A 17,577-nucleotide genomic window follows, 5' to 3' on the forward strand; every position below is an offset into this window, starting at 1 on the left:
TCGGGTGGAATCAGTCTGGAGGTCAAGAGTTAGATGACCGGTTCCCACCGCGCCCCGCGGGGCGGCAGTCGTGCCGCCGCCCGGGAGGCGCGTCGCCAGCAGGCGCGGCGCAGGAACCAGTTGATCGGCGCGGGAGTAGCCGTGCTGGTCCTGGTCGGCGGCGGTGGCATCGCCGCCGTGAACGCCTTCGGCGGCGACGGCTCCGCGAGCGGGGCCAAGACGAGCGCCGGCGACGACAAGTCCGGTGGCGCCGCGAATATGCTGTCGGACGCCAAGGTCCTGCTCGACGGGCCTGCTGCCAAGCCGCTGTCCGCCACCGGCGTCTGGACGGTCGCCGGCACGGCCGACGGCAGCAGCGCGCCGGACCGCTCCTTCGTCTGCCAGTCGCAGCGGTTCGCGGATCCGGCCGGTATCCGGACGTGGGTGCGCAACTTCAAGAACGCCACCACCAAGGACACCGCGGTCCAGTACGTCGAGGTCTCCAACGACGCGGCCGCCGCAGGCAAGGCCTACACCACGATCCTCGGCTGGCTCAGCCAGTGCGCGACCCCGCAGTACCGGCTGATCTCCAGCTACTCGACCACCGGGCTCGGCGACAAGGGCGTGGTCGCGGTCTTCGGGCAGCCCGGCGAGAAGATCAACAAGTACCGGACGATCAGCGTGTCCACCGCGGGCCAGACGACGATGGTGATGGAACACGACAGCACGGCCAAGGTCACCCCGAAGCCGTACGGCGTGATGGGCGCCGCGAGCGCCGGGCTGAAGCGGATCTGCGCCGAGGCGGAGTGCACCACGGGCACCCCGGCCGCCAGAGTCGCCCTGCTCCCGACCTCCGAGCCGGCCGGCTTCATGGCACCGATCGACCTGCCGATCCTGGACAGCATCGACACCCCCTGGGTCAGCGCCGCCAGCACCACCCGCAACGGCACCGGCTGCGAGAAGATCGACCTGAAGAAGGCGAGGGCGGCGAAGTACAAGTCGCAGACGTACGTCGCGCCGGACGCCAAGGTGCCGACCGAGTTCGGCCTGGACACGATGGTCGCGAAGTTCGCCACCCCGGTCGCGACCAGCACCTTCGTCACCGGGATCCGCAAGAACGTGGACAACTGCAAGAAGACCACGTCCAACGCGACGGTGAAGGCGACCGGCACCCTGGCGCTGCCCAGCATCAAGGGCGAGAGCTGGCGGGCGTCCTACGACACCGGTGGCGGCAAGATCTTCACCTACCGGATCGGCATCGCGGCCACCGGCGACCGCGCGGTCTACATCCTCTTCCCGGTGCTGAAGAAGCTCGACATCAGCGACGCCGCCTTCAACGAGGTCCTGATCCGCGCCGCCGAACGCTCCCTGACCTTCAAGTAGCCCACCCACCCTGTACTCCGGGCGCCGGAGTACCGGGAAACGAGACGGCCCCCGAGGAATCCCGGGGGCCGTTCGTGCGTGCTGGGAGTTACTTGGTCAGCGACTGCATGATCTCGCGCATCAGGTTGGCGGTCTCGGTCGGCGTCTTGCCGACCTTGACGCCGACGGCCTCGAGGGCCTCCTGCTTGGCCGCCGCGGTGCCCGAGGAGCCGGACACGATGGCGCCGGCGTGGCCCATCGTCTTGCCCTCGGGAGCGGTGAAGCCGGCGACGTAGCCGACGACCGGCTTGGTGACGTTGTCCTTGATGAACGCCGCCGCGCGCTCCTCGGCGTCGCCGCCGATCTCGCCGATCATCACGATCGCGTCGGTGTCCGGGTCGTCCTGGAACGCCTGCAGCGCGTCGATGTGCGTCGTCCCGATGATCGGGTCGCCGCCGATGCCGATCGCGGAGGAGAAGCCGATGTCGCTCAGCTCGTACATCATCTGGTAGGTCAGCGTGCCCGACTTCGACACCAGGCCGATCCGGCCGGCGCCGGCGATGTTCGCCGGGATGATGCCGGCGTTGGCCTCACCTGGGGTGATGATGCCCGGGCAGTTCGGCCCGATGATCCGGGTGGTGCCGGAGGCCTGCGCGTGCGCGAAGAACGCGGCGGTGTCGTGCACCGGCACGCCCTCGGTGATCACCACGACGAGCGGGATGCCCGCGTCGATCGCCTCGATCACGGCGCCCTTGGTGAACTTCGGCGGCACGAAGACGACCGACACGTCGGCGCCGGTCTCCTTGACGGCCTCGTCGACCGAGCCGAAGACCGGCACAGCCCTACCGCTGAAGTCGACGGACTGGCCGCCCTTGCCCGGGGTCACGCCACCGACGATGTTGGTGCCGGAGGCAAGCATCCGGGTGGTGTGCTTGGTGCCTTCCGAGCCGGTCATGCCCTGGACGATGACCTTGCTGTCCTTGGTCAGGAAGATAGACATTTCAGCGATCCCTTACTTCGCAGCCAGCTCGGCGGCCCGCTTGGCGGCGCCGTCCATCGTGTCGACCCGCTCGAGTCCGGCCAGGCCGGCCTCGTCGAGGATCCGGCGGCCCTCCTCGGCGTTGTTGCCGTCCAGCCGGACGACCATCGGCTTGCTCACGTGCTCGTTGCGGCCGGCCAGCAGCTCGAACGCCTGCACGATGCCGTTCGCGACCGCGTCACAGGCGGTGATGCCGCCGAAGACGTTCACGAAGACGCTCTCCACCTGCGGATCGGAGATGATGATTTCCAGGCCGTTCGCCATCACCTCGGCGGACGCGCCGCCGCCGATGTCGAGGAAGTTGGCCGGCTTGACGCCACCAAACTCCTCGCCGGCGTAGGCGACCACGTCGAGGGTCGACATGACCAGGCCGGCGCCGTTACCGATGATGCCGACGGAACCGTCGAGCTTCACGTAGTTCAGGCCCTTGGCCTTCGCCTTGGCCTCCAGCGGGTCCTCGGCGGAGGAGTCGGCGAACTCGGCGAACTCCGGGTGCCGGAAGTCGGCGTTCTCGTCCAGGCTGACCTTGCCGTCCAGCGCCTCGACGTTGCCGTCCTTGAGCTTGACCAGCGGGTTCACCTCGACCAGCGTCGCGTCCTCGGCCAGGAAGACGTCGTACAGCTTGACGATCTCCGGGGCGACGGCGTCGATCACGTCGGCCGGGTAACCGGCCTGGGTGGCGATCTCGCGCGCCTTGGCCTCGTCCACCCCGGTGGCCGGGTCGATCGAGATCTTGGCGACCGCGTCGGGGTTCGTGTGCGCGACCTCCTCGATCTCCATGCCGCCGGCGGCGGAGGCGATGCACAGGTAGTTGCGGTTGGCGCGGTCGATCAGGAAGGAGAAGTAATACTCCTCGGCGATCGCCGCGGCCGGCACGATGTTCAGGGTCTTGACGATGTGACCCTTGATGTCCAGGCCCAGGATCTCGCGGGCCCTGTCCTCCGCCTCATCGGGCGAGGACGCCAGCTTGACGCCGCCGGCCTTGCCGCGGCCGCCGGTCAGCACCTGGGCCTTCACGACCACCGTGCCGCCGAGCTTCTCGGCCGCCGCGCGGGCTTCCTCGGGCGTGTGGACGACTTCACCCACCGTCGTCCGTACACCGTGCTTGGCGAAGACAGTCTTCGCCTGGTACTCCATCAAGTCCACGACTGTGGTCCCTCTCTCGCCTGTTCGAGTTGGGCCGCGGCGGGCTGCGGTGCGGAGAGGCACGGTCGCCGGCGCGTTCCGTCGGCCTGAGACTAGCCACCCGGGTGCCCGGCGCGACAGTCGGGGTACACGCTGAGACGACCGTCACAGCACCCTTGCGGCTGCGTGAAAGGCTGGTTGGCATGACAGAACCTTCGACCAGACCAGTTGACGACTGGTGGCGTAGTGCCGTCGTCTACCAGGTTTACCCGCGGTCATTCTCCGACGCGAACGGTGACGGCACCGGCGACGTGACCGGGATCCGGGCCCGGCTGCCCTACCTGGCCGATCTCGGCGTCGACGCGATCTGGATCAGTCCGTGGTACCCGTCCCCGCTGCTCGACGGCGGCTACGACGTGGCCGACTACCGCGACATCAACCCGATGTTCGGCACGCTGGCGGACGCGGACGCGCTGATCGAGGAGGCGCACGCGCTCGGGCTGCGGATCCTGATCGACCTAGTGCCGAACCACTGCTCCTGGGAGCACCCGTGGTTCAAGGCGGCGCTGGCCGCCGGCAAGGGCTCGCCCGAGCGGGACCGGTTCTGGTTCCGCGACAGCCTGCCGGACGGTCGGCCGCCGACGAACTGGCCGGGCGCGTTCGGTGGTCCGGCCTGGCAGCAGATCGACGACGGCCAGTGGTACCTGCACCTGTTCGACATCTCGCAGCCGGACTGGAACTGGGACCACCCGGACGTGATCGCCGAGTTCGACTCGATCCTGCGGTTCTGGTTCGACCGCGGCGTCGACGGCTTCCGGATCGACGTGGCCGACTCGATGGCGAAGGACCCGGCGCTGCCCGACGTACCGCTGCACAACGGTCAGCCGACCCACGAGAAGTTCGTCGGCCACCCGTACTACGACCAGCCCGGCGTGCACCTGATCCACCAGCGCTGGCGGGCGATCGCCGACGAGTACGCCGACACGCCGCAGGGGCCGAGGGTGTTCGTCGCGGAGGCCTGGCTGTCCCCGGCGGAGCGGCTCGCGCAGTACGTCCGGCCGCACGAGTTGCACTCCGCGTTCAACTTCGACGTCCTGCAGTGCCCGTGGGACGCCAAGGCGCTCCGCGACGTCATCGACCACACCACCGAGAACCTGTGGGCCGTCGGGGCTCCGGCGACCTGGGTGCTGAGCAACCACGACACCATCCGGCACCGCACTCGCTATGGACGGGATCAGCGCGAGGCCCTCGCCGCTGCGGGCACCGTGTCCACCGATCTCGAGATCGGTCTACGCCGGGCCCGGGCGGCTGCGCTCCTCGAGCTCGCGTTACCGGGTGGCGCGTATGTCTACCAAGGTGACGAGTTGGGCTTGCCGGAGGTCGAGGACCTTCCGGAGGAGGTCCTGGACGACCCGAGCTGGGAGCGGTCGGGACACACAGTGCGTGGCCGCGACGGCTGCCGCGTGCCGATGCCCTGGAGTGGAAGCGAGCCGCCGTACGGCTTCGGTCCTGGCGAGGGGCAGCCGTGGTTACCGCAGCCGGCCGACTGGGCTCCGCTGACCGCCGAGGCCGAGGCGAGCGACCCGCAGAGCCACCTGGCTCTCTACCGGGCGGCGCTGCGCATCCGGCGTGAGCAGGAAGCTCTCGGCGAAGGCCGGATGACGTGGGACGAGGATGCTCCCGCCGGGGTGCTGTCCTTCACCCGCGACCCGGGCTTCCGCTGCGTGGTGAACCTCGGGGAGCAGCCGATCGAGCTGCCGGGCTCCTCTGAAGTACTGCTCTCCAGCGAGCCGCTGGTCGACGACGGCAAACTACCGGCCGACGCCTCTGTCTGGCTGGAGGTCTGACCCTTCAATGAACGAAGAGGGCTGGAACCGTCACCGGTTCCAGCCCTCTTCGTCTATTCTCACTGCTGTCTAGCGTCTGTCCCGATCGCGTCGGTCCTGCTCTTCCCGATCGCGACGGTCCCGGTCTTCTCGGTCCCGGCGGTCCTGTTCATCGCGGTCCCGCCGGTCCCGGTCTTCTCGGTCCCGGCGGTTTCGCTCGTCTCCGTAGCTCACTTCACACCTCCGACCTCAGAGCAGCGACGATACGCCACCTGCGGCCGTCGGTACCGCTGCTACTTGACGCCACCGGCGGTCAGTCCGGCGACGATCCGGCGCTGGAACAGCAGCACGGCGATCACCAGCGGAATCGTCACCACCACACCGGCGGCCATCTGGCTGCCGAACGGTTGGTCACGTCCCGACGCACCGGTGAACTGCGAGATCACCACGTTGGCGGTCTGGTACTCCTTCTTGTTCACCATGCTCAGCGCGATCAGGAACTCGTTCCAGGCCGCGATGAAGGTGATGATCGCGGTGGTGAACACACCCGGTGCGGCCAGCGGGAGGATCACCTTGCGGAACGCCTGGGCCGGCGTACAGCCGTCCACCATCGCGGCCTGCTCGAGCTCTCGTGGCATTTGCCGGAAGAACGCGGTCAGGAGCCACACCGCCAGTGGCAGCGCGAACGACAGACTGGGCACGATCATCGCCTGGTAGGTGTTGATCCAGTCGATGTTGACGAACAGCTTCTTCAGCGGGATCACCAGCGAGATCCCCGGGAACATCGAGGTGACGATGATGATCGCCAGCACGAAGTTCTTGCCCCGGAACTCCAGCCGGGCCAGCGTGTAGGCCGCCACCATCCCGATGACCAGCGTCAGGACTGTCACCGTGCCGGCCACAATCAGGCTGTTCAGCAGACCACGCTGGAACCCGGTGCCGGACTTGAACACGTCTTTGAAGTTGTCCAGCGAAATGGGCGACGGAATGATCGAGTTGTCGAACTGGTCGGCCGGCCGCCGCAGCGACGACACCACCATCCAGAAGAACGGCACCAGGCAGTAGAGCACGATCACCGCGACACCGATCAGCGGCAGCCAGCGCCGGTACCACGGCGCCTCGGCCGCCTTGACGTCGATCACCCTTGGGGCCTTCTCAGCAACAACAGTCATCATTCACCTCCTAAGCCGCCACCGGCGGTCAGTCCGGCCACCGGAGCGCCTGGGTCCGTCTGCTTGCCCCGGCCTCGCCCGTTCCTGCCGTTCTTCTTCGTCTTCCGCTGGATGGCGTCACCGAACACGTCGGCACCGAGCAGCTTCACGAACACGTACGCGACCACGGCGACGTAGATGAACAGCAATGTCGCGTACGCCGCCGCCGGCCCGTACCGGGTCTGGTTGGCTTCGAGGTACGCCAGGATCGACAGCGTCTCGACCGACTCCTTGTTCGGGCCGACCAGCACGAACGGAAGGTCGAAGATCCGCAGCGTGTCGAGGATGCGGAACAGCACTGCCACCAGCAGTGCCGGCTTCACCAGCGGCATGGTGATCCGGGTGAACGTCTGCCAGACGCTGGCGCCGTCCACCTTCGCCGCCTCGTACACGTCGGTCGGAATCGTCTGCAGGCCCGCGAGCACCAGCAGCCCGATGAACGGCGCGGTCTTCCAGGTGTCGGCGACGATGACCGACAGCACCGACTGCCAGCCCTCGGTGGACCACAGGATCTGGGTGCCGAGCATCTCGTTGGCGATACCGTCGGCCTGGAAGATCCACTTCCACAGCAGCGCCGAGACGACGGTCGGGATCGCCCATGGGACCAGGATGCTGGCCCGCACGATGCCGCGGCCCCTGAACGCCTTGTGCATCACCAGGGCCATCGCGACACCCAGGACGGTCTCCAGGACCACACAGGCGACGGTGAAGAACGTCGTGTTGTAGAAAGCGTTCCAGAATCGGGTGCCGGTCTCGCCGGAGAAGATCGCCGTGTAGTTGTCGAGACCCACGAATTTGGAGCCCTGGACGATGAAGCCCGACTCGTCGATCTGTTGACCGCTCGTGTACAGCGACTCGCGCAACGCCGCGAGGATCGGCAACCCGACTACGAGGATCAGCACGATCATGGTCGGCGACAGCAGCAGCGCGGCCAGCCGACCGGTTCCCTCGTTGAACGAGGTCTGCCGCTTGGGCTTCTTGGTGGTTTCCGGCGTCGGCCGCTCTGCGACCGGGGCGGTTGTACTCACCTCTGCCTCCTTCTCTCTGCCCGCCTGCGGGCAGCGACACGCCGGGGCCGGCACGTAGCTGTGAAGCTGCGCGCCGGCCCCGCCGCTTCGGTCATTGCGTGATGAGCGTGCTCAACTTGGTCTGCAGTCCGGCCAACGCGTCCTTCGGCGTCATCGTGCCGGTCAGAGCGCCGTACGCCGCCTCCTGGATCGCGGTGGTGACGTCGCCGTACTTGACCACCTTCGGCCGCGACTTCGCACCCTCGATCGAGGCCTTCAGCGGAGCCAGGTACGGGAACTGCTTGTTCAGCGTGGGGTCGTCGTACAGCGAGGCCCAGGTCGGCGCCTGCGACGTCTTCTCGATGTTCGCCTTCTGCCGCTCCTCGCTGGACATGAACTTCATGAAGTCCGCCGCGGTCGCCTTGTTCTTGGCGAACTCCGAGATCGCGTAGTTGTGACCACCCAGGGTGGACACGCCCGCACCGGTCTGGCCCGGCAGCGGCGCGACGGCGAACTTGCCGGCGATCTTCGACGAGCCGTCGGTCGCCTGTGCCTTCGCGTACACGTACGGCCAGTTCCGGTGGAAGAGCAGGTTGCCCTCCTGGAACGCCCGGCGGCCTTCCTCCTCCTTGTAGGTGATGGCGGCCTTCGGGATGAAGCCCGTCTTGAAGCCCTCGGTCAGCGCGGTCAGACCGGCCAGCGCCTCCGGGGTGTCCACGTTCGGCTTGCCGTCGTCACCGACGACGACTCCACCGGCACCGTTGACGGCCTCGGAGAAGTTCACGGTCAGGCCTTCGTACTTCTCGAACTGACCCGAGTAGCAACCGACGTTCTTACCCTCCGGCAGTGCCTTCACCTTGGCACAGGCGGTGACCATCTCTTCCCAGGTCTTCGGCGGCTGCAGACCGGCCTTGTCCAGCAGGTCCTTGCGGTAGTACAGCAGTCCACCGTCGGACGTCACCGGTATGCCGTACAGCTTGTCGCGGTACTTCGCGGTGTCGACCGTGGACGGCAGCAACTTCCCCAGGTCGGGGAACTGGTCCGGCGGCAGCTCGGTGACCCAGCGGTTGGCCGCGAACTCCGCGGTCCAGACCACATCCAGGTTCAGCACGCTGAACGCGTCGGACTTGTTCTGCGCGTTCGAGATCATCTGCGCGCGCTGCTGGTCCGCGGACTCAGGCAGCTCCGAGACAGTGACCTTCTCGTCCGGGTGCTGCGAGTTCCACGCGGCGACCTGGTTCGTCAGGTTCCCGGAGGTGTCCTTGCCGGTGGCAAAATTGATCGGGCCGCGACCCTCAAGCGCTCCCCCGGTCGAGGTACCTCCGCTGCTCTCATCGTTCCCGCCACCACACGCGGACGCAAGCAGCACAAGACCGCCTGCGACGGCCGCGGCGACCGCCCTGCGTGTGTGTGATCGTTCAAACCTCATCGTGTACCTGCCCTCTCCCGATGCGACATCGCTTGATCATGCGCCGGCCGTTCGCAGTCCCCCACCGCCCTGCGAGTGGCCTTCTCCGGACAGTAACCGAGATCGGGGGCGATGTGTCCTGAGCCACACATGTTGCCGATCTCCGTAAAATACGGAGGAACGCATGGCTGTATGCGACCGCGATTCGACACCGCGCACAACCAGGTGTTTCTTAACGATTCGGTATTACCGATTAGTAACAAGCGTCTGGAGGGCAGGAACCACCGGATCGGCTGCACAAAGTCGCCGACACGCTCCGGAGCGGATCCGTCGCAAGGTGCGCTGCGGGGGTCAGGCGTCCTGGGCAGTGGTGGCCGAGGCGTCGCCGACGTTGGCGCGGACCCACTCGACGATCTCGACCGTGGTCGCGCCGGGGGTGAAGATCTTGTGCACGCCGAGCTCGGCCAGCGGCTGCAGGTCGGCCTCGGGGATGATCCCGCCGCCGAACACCACGATGTCGTCCGCGTCGCGCTCGGTGAGCAGTTCGCGGACCTTCTTGAACAGCGTCATGTGCGCGCCGGACAGCACCGACAGGCCGACCGCGTCGGCGTCCTCCGCGATCGCGGTCTCGACGATCTGCTCCGGTGTCTGGTGCAGCCCGGTGTAGATGACCTCCATGCCGGCGTCGCGCAGCGCCCGGGCGACCACTTTCGCGCCCCGGTCGTGGCCGTCCAGTCCCGGTTTGGCGACGACGACCCGCAGTGGACTGGTGGCTGGCATGTGTGGGCCTCTCGATCTGTGGACACGGCCTTGCGCCGCGGCAGTCATCCAGACATTCGCAGGTTAGCCGAGCCGCACCTCACGGATAAGACACGGAGGTGTGTGTTCCCGGCCACGCGGACAGGGAACCGGTTACCGTGGAAAGAGATCGGACCAGTACGACGGGGGGTCTGATCTGCGAGCGAGGAGTCGCCATGAGTGCCGAGGCGGTGCAAGAACCGGGGAACTCGCAGGATGCCGAGACGCGGAGCGCCATCCGGGAAGCACTCGAGGGGCTGAAGTACGGCGCCCGCTCGGCATTTTCCCCGCGGGTCCTGCAGGGCGCGGCCGTGGAGCTGGGCTGGATCACCACCCATCTGGCCATGTACCCGCTCGGCCTGGTCACCGGCTCCGGTGATCGCACCAACCGGCTGAACCTCAACGGACTCACCCCCGCCCAGCGCAGCCTGCTCGTCGGCGACGTCCGCGCCGCCGGTACGCCGATCCTCCTGGCGCACGGGATCGTCGACAACCACACGGTCTTCGCGCTGATGCGCCGCCAGTTGCGCCGCCGGGGATTCACCCGGATCCACACTTTCTCCTACTCACCCCTCACGCTCGACGTCCGCAGCACGGCGGAACGGATGGGCGCGGAGATCGAGGCGATCTGCGAGGAGTCCGGATCCGAGCAGCTCCATGTGATCGGGCACAGCCTCGGCGGGCTGATCGCGCGGTACTACATCCAGCGGCTCGGTGGCGACGCGCGCGTGCACACCTGCGTGACGCTGGGGACTCCGCACCAGGGCACCGTGGCCGCGCGGTTGCTGCCGTGGCCGCTGGTGAAGCAGGTCCGGCCCGACAGCGACCTGATGGCCGAACTGGACGAGCCGGCGCCGGAATGCCGGACCAGGTTCGTCGCCTTCTACAGCGACGTCGACCAGTTGATCGTGCCGCAGCGACGGGCCCGGCTGCGGCATCCGGACCTGATCGCCCGCAATGTCAGGATCAACGGCGTCGGTCACCTGTCGCTGCCGTTCCACGGCGAAGTGGTGCACCAGATCACCGGGATGCTGGCGCATCTGGATGAACAGAACACAGTTGCCTGACCCCGTCAGCTAACTAGTTCCTGACATAGCAGCTATCCCGGCGGTTCGGCGGATGCACGTGCAGCGGCTCATGCAAAAGTTTCGTGAAGGACAGGCCGAAAAAGGGGTGGCGGGGTTTGTCGCCTCGTGACGGTTCCGTTATGGTGCATGAGCCCCCGGGGGGAATAAATCTCCCGGGAGCGGACAGTGCCCCTCCCCTGTGACCGAAAGGCCACGTTGTGTCCCAGCACCGTGCCGCGGCTAGCCGCGACACGCCAGGCAACGCTGCGCGCAAGCCCGGCGCAGGACGTCACGGCGGTAAACATCGTGTTGCCAGGCGTAACACCCCGAGCAGTACCCAGGTAGTCGGTCTGACCGCCGCCCTCGCGGCAGCGGCAGGAGCTGTCGGCTTCAGCCACAGCTCTCTGGCCTCACCGACACAGGCGAACTCAGCGGTCAACATTGCTGCGCTCAGCATGGGCAGCGGTCAGCTGTCCGAGCTGACCACCGCGCGGATCGAGCGACGCCAGCTCGCCACCCGCGACTCCTCCCGCGTCGAGCTGGTCGGCACGGATCTGACCAAGAAGCAGGCCGCGGCCGACCGGACCGCGAAGGCCCGGGCCGCCAAGCTCGACGCCACCCGCGCGCTGACCGCCAAGCGCGCCACCGCCCTCGCCAAGGCCAAGGCCGCGGCCGACGCGGCGGAGGAGAAGCGCACCTCCGCTACCCGCTGCGAGATGATGATCTCCGGCTACCACATCACCGCCACCTTCGGTCAGGGCGGCGGCCGCTGGGCCCGCAACCACACCGGCACCGACTTCGCCGCCCCGATCGGCACCCCGATCCGCTCGGTGATGAAGGGCGAGGTCGTCAGCGCCGAGTTCGCCGGGGCCTACGGCCGGCAGGTCAGGGTGCTGCACGAGGACGGCACCGAGACCTGGTACAACCACATGTCGAAGTTCAGCGTCTCGGTCGGCGAGACCGTGTACGCCGGCGACCAGGTCGGCGCGGTCGGCGTCACCGGCAACACCACCGGCCCGCACCTGCACTTCGAGGTACGGCCGGACGCCGGCGACCCGATCGACCCGATGCCGTGGCTCCGCAGCCACTGCGGACTCAACCCCTGATCCAGCACTTCCTGCTCCGTCGGACCGATTCCGAACCTCAGACGGACGTAAAGCTTTGGCGGCGCTGACAACCCCGCCGCTAGGCTGCCGCGCATGCGTCCGGCGCCTGGTGAAGTCCTGCATTTCTCCGAAGATCCGACGATCCGCATCTTCCGGCCCCACGTCGCCCCGACCTCGGTGAAGACCACCCCGTACGTCTGGGCCGTCGGCCACGACCGTGCTCCTGACTACTGGTTCCCCCGGCAGTGCCCTCGCGCGATGGCCTGGGTCGGACCTGACACCACTCCCGCGGACCAGAGCCGCATCATCGGCGACGGCTGCGGCACCCGTGTACACGCGATCGAGTACGGCTGGCTCGACGCCCTCCGCACGGTCGAGCTCTATGCGTACCGCCTTCCCGCCGAGCCGTTCGAAACGGCCGAGGCTGCCGTGGTGGCGACGACCGAGGTGACGCCGTTGGGGCCTCCTGAGCGAGTGGGTGACCTGTTCGAACTGCACGCCGAGGCTGGGATCCAGTTGCGTCTGCTGCCGCGGCTGCAGGAGTTCTGGGATGCAGTGACCACCTCCACCCTCGAGTTCAGCGGCATCCGCCTGCGGAACGCCCTGCCACGTTAGCCAAGGGTTAGCCGCCGGCTCGTGAGGTGCCATCATTGAGCGGTGACGGCGGAGGCTCCCTATCGCGATCTGGCCGAGTCCGCCTGGCGCTGGGTGCTCGACCAGGTGCGCTGGCAGGACGGGCCCTGGATCCCCGAGGAGGTCGGCGGGGCCGACGTGCCGGACATCCCGCTCGAGCGCGACGGCACGTACGTCGGCGTCGGCGGGCTCGCGCATCTGCTGACCGAGATCCGGCTGTCGCGGCCGTGGACCGACGAGGAGAACACTCTGGCGGACGCGATCGTCGAGCGAGTGACCGGCGGGATCGCCGACAGCACCGACTGCACGTACTTCGACGGCCTGGTCAGCAGCATCGGAGTACTGACTGCTCTAGGTGCCTCCGGGCCTGCGGCAGCGGCCGTTGGGCGGCTCTTGGAGCTCGCTGCGCCCGACGGCTGGCCGCAGACGCTGCTCGGGCCGCCCACCTACCTTCCAGGAGCTCGCTTCAATGACCTGACACTGGGTGCGGCCGGAGTACTGCTCGGTGCGCTGTGGGCCCGGCGGCATGGGGTGGACGGCGCCTGCGAGCTCAGTGATCACGCCGCGCAAGTCTTGCTGGCTGAGGCCGAGCACCTGCCGACCGGTACGAACTGGCCGTTCGTGGCCAAGCGCTTCCGGCCGGAGGGGGCCGAGGGCACGCAGATGCCCAACCTCTCGCACGGCGTCGCGGGCGTCTCGGCAGCAGTGGCACTCGCTTCTGCTGAGCTGGATCGCCCGGACCTGGCTGCAGCCGCTCGGAGCGGCGCGGAGCACCTGGTGAGTCTCGGGATGACGGACGGCCGCGGGTTCGTCGTACCGCGCTATATCCCGAGCGATGCCACCGATGAGGACGAGTTCACCTTCACCTGGTGTCACGGTGCGGCAGGGACGTCCTTGCTCTTCTTGGCGCTGGACCAGGCCGGTATCGAAGAGGTCCGAGGTGTGCCGCCGCTGACGTGGCACCAGCGCAGCCTGCACAGCGTCCGTACGTCGGGGCTGCCCGAGCGGCTTCACCCTGGCTTCTGGGACAACGACGGCCGCTGCTGCGGTACTGCGGGCGTCGGCGACATCTTCCTGGATTCATGGCAGCGGGCGGGGGATCAGCAGGACCTGGACTTCGCCGTACGGCTGGCCGACGCGTTGGTCGAGCGGGCCTTCGTGGACGGGCCGCACGCCTACTGGCGGTTCGTCGAGCACCGGGCGCCGGAGCCGTTGCTGCAGCCGCGGGTCGGCTGGATGCAGGGAGCGGCCGGCATCGCGGCGTACCTGTTCCGGACCGGGCGGGTGCTCGCCGACGGGTCCGAGGCGGAGTCGTTGCCGCGGATGGAAACCTGGTTTGCACTGCCCTCGGCCGGCGCGGAACGTGCCGTCAGCGGCTCACCGGCACCACACTCAGCGGCGCCACACTTCGGCGGTGGTCAGGAAGGCGGAGGAGCCGGGCCGGTCGGCTGAGCCGTCGACCTGGACGAAGCCGGGCACGCTCGCGCCGCCGATCGAGACCGTCGCGGAGCGGACCGGGGCGATCACCAGGCTGAGGCTGTGGGTGCCCGCGGCGAGCTGGAAGTTGTCGGTGGCGAACAGCCGCCGGTCGAGCACACCGCCCATCTCGATCTGGATGTCGGCCGCCTTCGCGCTCAGCCCGTCGGCGAGATTCATCGAGACCTGGACGAGTTCCCGCTCGATCGCGGGCTCGTGCCACGGCAGTCCCTGGACCTCGAGGAACGAGCGGACGAAGTACCGCTCGAGCCAGGACGCGAGGTCGACGTCCTCCGAGACCACCCGGACGATCCCGTCGAACCAGAGCACGACCGCCGTACCGGAGCCGCAGATCGACCAGTCGACGGTCCAGATCGAGGCGAACGCGGTGACCTTGCCGTCGGAGTCGAACAGCCGCAGGCCAGGATTCGCTCCCGCCAGGATGATCCGGCGGTGGCTGTCAGGTGCCTTGGGCATGGCAGGACCTTCGTCCGGGGAGGGCCGAAAACACCGATTGTGTCAGCTGAGCCCCGGAACGCAACGGAAACGTCTCAGATCTTCTCCACCGGTGCGTAGCGCAGCAGCAGTCGTTTGACCCCTTCGGAGCCGAAATCGATGTCGGCCTGCGCCTGCTGACCCTCGCCCCGGACCACCACGACCGTGCCCATCCCGAAGGTGTCGTGGACCACCCGATCGCCCGGATTCAGGCTGATCACAGGCTTGTCCGAGGCCGTACGGCGGGCCGGCTCCCAGCGGGTGGTGACTCCGCCGGCTCCGCCCGAGGACGTCCCGGTGCCGGACCAGCGGGTGATCGCGGACTCGTCGCGGCGCCAGTCGAGCAGCTCCGCCGGGATCTCCTCGAGGAACCTGGACGGCGGATTGTGCTGCGGAGCACCGTACGCACTGCGGACAGCGGCCCGGGAGATCGCCAGGCGCTGCCGCGCGCGGGTGATCCCGACGTACGCGAGCCGGCGCTCCTCCTCGAGCTCCTTCATGTCCGTGAGCGACCGGGAGTGCGGGAAGACGCCGTCCTCCATCCCGGTCAGGAAGACCACCGGGAACTCGAGGCCCTTCGCGGTGTGCAGGGTCATCAGCGTGACGACCCCACCGTCGTCGGCGGCGTCGGGGATCTGGTCCGCGTCCGCGACCAGGGCCACCCGCTCGAGGAACGCCTGCAGGTCGGACGGCTCGGCCGCGGCCGTCCGCTCCTCGACGAACTCGCGAGCCACCGAGATGAACTCGTCGAGGTTCTCCAGCCGGGTCTCGTCCTGCGGATCCGGCGACTTCTGCAGCTCCTCGTAGTACCCGGAGCGGTGCAGGGCGACGTCCAGGATGTCGTCCGGCGGGGCGCCCGAGTCGACCATCGCGGTGAGCTCGTCGAGGATGTCGACGAACGCCTGCACCGCGTTGACGCTGCGGCTCGCCATCGCCGGGGCGTCCTGGGCCCGGCGCAGCGCGGCCGAGAAGGGGATCCGGTCCCGTTGCGCGAGGGCCTCGATCGCGGCCTCGGCGCGGTCGCCGATCCCCCGCTTCGGCACGTTCAGGATCCGGCGCAGCGAGACCAGGTCCTCGGGGTTCACCAGCACCCGCAGGTAGGCCAGCGCATCGCGGACCTCCTTGCGCTCGTAGAACCGGACGCCACCGACCACCTTGTACGGATGGCCGGTGCGGATGAAGACCTCCTCGAACACCCGGGACTGCGCGTTCGTCCGGTAGAACACCGCCACGTCCGACGGCTTCACCCCGTCGGCGTCGGTGAGCCGGTCGATCTCGTCCGCGACGAACTGCGCCTCGTCGTGCTCGTTGTCCGCGACGTAGACGGCGATCTGCTCGCCCTGGCCCGAGTCGGACCACAGGTTCTTCGCCTTGCGGCCCTCGTTGCGGCTGATCACCGCGTTCGCCGCGGTCAAGATCGTCTGGGTGGAGCGGTAGTTCTGCTCCAGCAGGATCGTCTCGGCGTTGGTGAAGTCCTCCTCGAACGCGAGGATGTTGCGGATCGTCGCGCCCCGGAAGGCGTAGATCGACTGGTCCGCGTCACCGACCACCATCAGCTCGGCCGGCGGGCTGACCGGGCCGTCGTTCGGCCCCGGCTCGATCTCCGCGCACAGCTCCCGGATCAGCGTGTACTGCGCGTGGTTGGTGTCCTGGTACTCGTCGACGAGCACGTGGCGGAACCTGCGGCGGTAGTACTCGCGGACCTCCGGGAACGCCTGCAGCAGGTTCACCGTGGTCATCAGCAGGTCGTCGAAGTCCAGCGCGTTCGCCTGCGCGAGCCGCTCCTGGTAGATCCGGTAGCACTCGGCGTAGGTCTCCTCGAGGTGGTTCGAGGCCTTCGCCGCAGACGTCTCGTGGTCGATCAGCTCGTTCTTCTGGGTGCTGATCCAGTTCAGCACCGCGCGCGGGTTGTACCGCTTGACGTCCAGGTCGAGCTCCCGGCAGACCAGCGTCATCAGCCGCCGCGAGTCGGTGTCGTCGTAGATCGAGAACGTCGAGCTGATCCCGAACCGCTTGATGTCGCGCCGCAGGATCCGCACGCACGACGAGTGGAACGTCGACACCCACATCAGCTTCGCGCGCGGCCCGACCAGCTCGACCACCCGCTCCCGCATCTCCGCGGCCGCCTTGTTCGTGAAGGTGATCGCCAGGATCGAGCCGGGGTGCGCGTCCCGCGCCGCCAGCAGATAGGCGATCCGCCGGGTCAGTACCCGCGTCTTGCCCGAGCCGGCACCCGCCACCACGAGCAGCGGTTTCCCGGCGTGCACGACAGCGGCCCGCTGCTGCGGGTTCAGCCCCTCGAGCAGCGATTCCGGGTCGGTCCGGTGCTTTTTGGGCTCCTCGAGCGGCACCGGCAGTTCGTCTGGAGAGAAGAGCGTCGTCATCACCCCCCAGCCTAGGCGCTCCCCCTGACAGTTCCCGTACTACGTGCCGCCCCGTCCCCAGGTCACCGCTGACCGAACACCCGCCACCTCCCGGGCAAGGCGCCGGCGCAGTACCGCCGGCCGCCTTTACGGGTGGCGCAGGACTGGTGGCCGATCGGCTGGTTGCCGGTCAGCCGGTTGGGCGATGCGCGGGAGGAGGTGAGGTCGCGAGGCTGGAGGGGACAGGGAGAGAGGTCGCGTCGTGGGAAATGCCGGTACGGAAATGAAGGATGCGGAGACCAGGGCCGCGTTGGGTCGGGTGCGGGGATTGGTGAGGGTGTATCTGGCGATCAGCGTCCTCACCTTGGCGGCAATCGTGCTGCTTCGGCGTCACGTGGAGGTCGTCACCGATGCGGTGTGGGTCAGAGGGACCATCGTCGTGGGTAGCGCGACGTTGATGTCGGTGTTCGCCGCCCGGACGGCGAATGGCTCGAAGGGCGCCTTCCGGCGGTTGCGGGTGCTTTCGGCGGTGATGGTGGTGGCGATCGTGGTGATCGTCGCGATCCCGGGGATGTTCCCCGTCTGGATGAAGGTCGATCAGGCGGTCTGCGGAGTGGTGCTGCTCGGGGTCGTCTTGGTTGTCAATGGCAAGCACCTTCGGGCTGCGTTCGGAGAGCGCTAG

At 68.1% G+C, this 17,577-nt stretch carries 15 protein-coding genes; 7 read left to right on the forward strand and 8 right to left on the reverse strand.

Annotation, left to right across the window (positions count from 1 at the left end):
* Positions 1-33: 33 nt before the first annotated feature.
* Entirely contained in the window at positions 34-1,362 is a 1,329-nt protein-coding gene (locus ACFPJ1_RS20690) for a hypothetical protein (protein ID WP_380106109.1), read from the forward strand.
* A gap of 88 nt (positions 1,363-1,450) precedes the next feature.
* On the opposite strand, the gene sucD is transcribed toward ACFPJ1_RS20690, so the two are convergent.
* Positions 1,451-2,341 carry a succinate--CoA ligase subunit alpha gene (gene sucD / locus ACFPJ1_RS20695; RefSeq protein ID WP_380106111.1) on the reverse strand — a complete coding sequence of 297 codons (891 nt, stop codon included), beginning with the start codon at positions 2,339-2,341 and terminating at the stop codon, positions 1,451-1,453.
* Between the two features lie 12 nt (positions 2,342-2,353).
* Positions 2,354-3,526, reverse strand: a complete 1,173-nt coding sequence (sucC, locus tag ACFPJ1_RS20700; RefSeq protein ID WP_380106112.1) for an ADP-forming succinate--CoA ligase subunit beta — start codon at positions 3,524-3,526, stop codon at positions 2,354-2,356.
* A gap of 182 nt (positions 3,527-3,708) precedes the next feature.
* Here sucC and ACFPJ1_RS20705 point away from each other — a divergent pair, with 182 nt between their 5' ends.
* A complete protein-coding gene (locus tag ACFPJ1_RS20705; protein WP_380106114.1) occupies positions 3,709-5,352 on the forward strand; it encodes a glycoside hydrolase family 13 protein in 1,644 nt (547 codons plus the stop codon).
* A gap of 272 nt (positions 5,353-5,624) precedes the next feature.
* Here ACFPJ1_RS20705 and ACFPJ1_RS20710 read toward each other — a convergent pair whose 3' ends face one another.
* From ACFPJ1_RS20710 to ACFPJ1_RS20725, 4 genes are all read right to left on the reverse strand, one after another.
* A complete protein-coding gene (locus tag ACFPJ1_RS20710) occupies positions 5,625-6,503 on the reverse strand; it encodes a carbohydrate ABC transporter permease (RefSeq protein ID WP_132186831.1) in 879 nt (292 codons plus the stop codon).
* Complete coding sequence (locus ACFPJ1_RS20715) at positions 6,503-7,570, reverse strand: carbohydrate ABC transporter permease (protein WP_241997740.1); 1,068 nt, start codon at positions 7,568-7,570, stop codon at positions 6,503-6,505. The genes ACFPJ1_RS20710 and ACFPJ1_RS20715 overlap by 1 nt, the downstream gene beginning before the upstream one ends.
* Positions 7,571-7,661: 91 nt before the next feature.
* The gene (locus tag ACFPJ1_RS20720; RefSeq protein ID WP_380106117.1) at positions 7,662-8,918 is read right to left on the reverse strand and encodes an ABC transporter substrate-binding protein; all 1,257 of its coding nucleotides are present in this window, start codon (positions 8,916-8,918) and stop codon (positions 7,662-7,664) included.
* Between the two features lie 390 nt (positions 8,919-9,308).
* Positions 9,309-9,737, reverse strand: a complete 429-nt coding sequence (locus ACFPJ1_RS20725; RefSeq protein ID WP_132291151.1) for a cobalamin B12-binding domain-containing protein — start codon at positions 9,735-9,737, stop codon at positions 9,309-9,311.
* A gap of 194 nt (positions 9,738-9,931) precedes the next feature.
* Here ACFPJ1_RS20725 and ACFPJ1_RS20730 point away from each other — a divergent pair, with 194 nt between their 5' ends.
* The 4 genes from ACFPJ1_RS20730 (at position 9,932) to ACFPJ1_RS20745 (ending at position 14,013) form a co-directional block, all read left to right on the forward strand.
* The gene (locus ACFPJ1_RS20730) at positions 9,932-10,822 is read left to right on the forward strand and encodes an esterase/lipase family protein (RefSeq protein ID WP_380106119.1); all 891 of its coding nucleotides are present in this window, start codon (positions 9,932-9,934) and stop codon (positions 10,820-10,822) included.
* A gap of 455 nt (positions 10,823-11,277) precedes the next feature.
* On the forward strand, positions 11,278-11,928 hold the full coding sequence (locus tag ACFPJ1_RS20735) for a M23 family metallopeptidase (RefSeq protein ID WP_380106121.1): 651 nt from the start codon (positions 11,278-11,280) through the stop codon (positions 11,926-11,928).
* Positions 11,929-12,021: 93 nt separating this feature from the next.
* Positions 12,022-12,543: a DUF6886 family protein gene (locus ACFPJ1_RS20740; protein WP_380106123.1), complete on the forward strand. Its 522-nt coding sequence runs from the start codon at positions 12,022-12,024 to the stop codon at positions 12,541-12,543.
* A 42-nt stretch (positions 12,544-12,585) separates the two neighbouring features.
* Positions 12,586-14,013, forward strand: coding sequence for a lanthionine synthetase LanC family protein (locus ACFPJ1_RS20745; RefSeq protein ID WP_380106124.1), 1,428 nt, complete (start codon positions 12,586-12,588; stop codon positions 14,011-14,013).
* Here ACFPJ1_RS20745 and ACFPJ1_RS20750 read toward each other — a convergent pair.
* Both ACFPJ1_RS20750 and pcrA read right to left on the reverse strand, forming a co-directional pair.
* Entirely contained in the window at positions 13,954-14,514 is a 561-nt protein-coding gene (locus ACFPJ1_RS20750; protein WP_132186826.1) for a hypothetical protein, read from the reverse strand. The two genes, ACFPJ1_RS20745 and ACFPJ1_RS20750, sit on opposite strands and share 60 nt — an antisense overlap.
* Positions 14,515-14,588: 74 nt before the next feature.
* Positions 14,589-16,916, reverse strand: coding sequence for a DNA helicase PcrA (gene pcrA, locus ACFPJ1_RS20755; protein ID WP_380106127.1), 2,328 nt, complete (start codon positions 16,914-16,916; stop codon positions 14,589-14,591).
* A 310-nt stretch (positions 16,917-17,226) separates the two neighbouring features.
* Here pcrA and ACFPJ1_RS20760 point away from each other — a divergent pair, with 310 nt between their 5' ends.
* Positions 17,227-17,577, forward strand: a complete 351-nt coding sequence (locus ACFPJ1_RS20760; RefSeq protein ID WP_380106128.1) for a hypothetical protein — start codon at positions 17,227-17,229, stop codon at positions 17,575-17,577.

Source organism: Kribbella qitaiheensis (assembly GCF_042657745.1).
Classification (GTDB): Bacteria; Actinomycetota; Actinomycetes; order Propionibacteriales; family Kribbellaceae; genus Kribbella; species Kribbella qitaiheensis.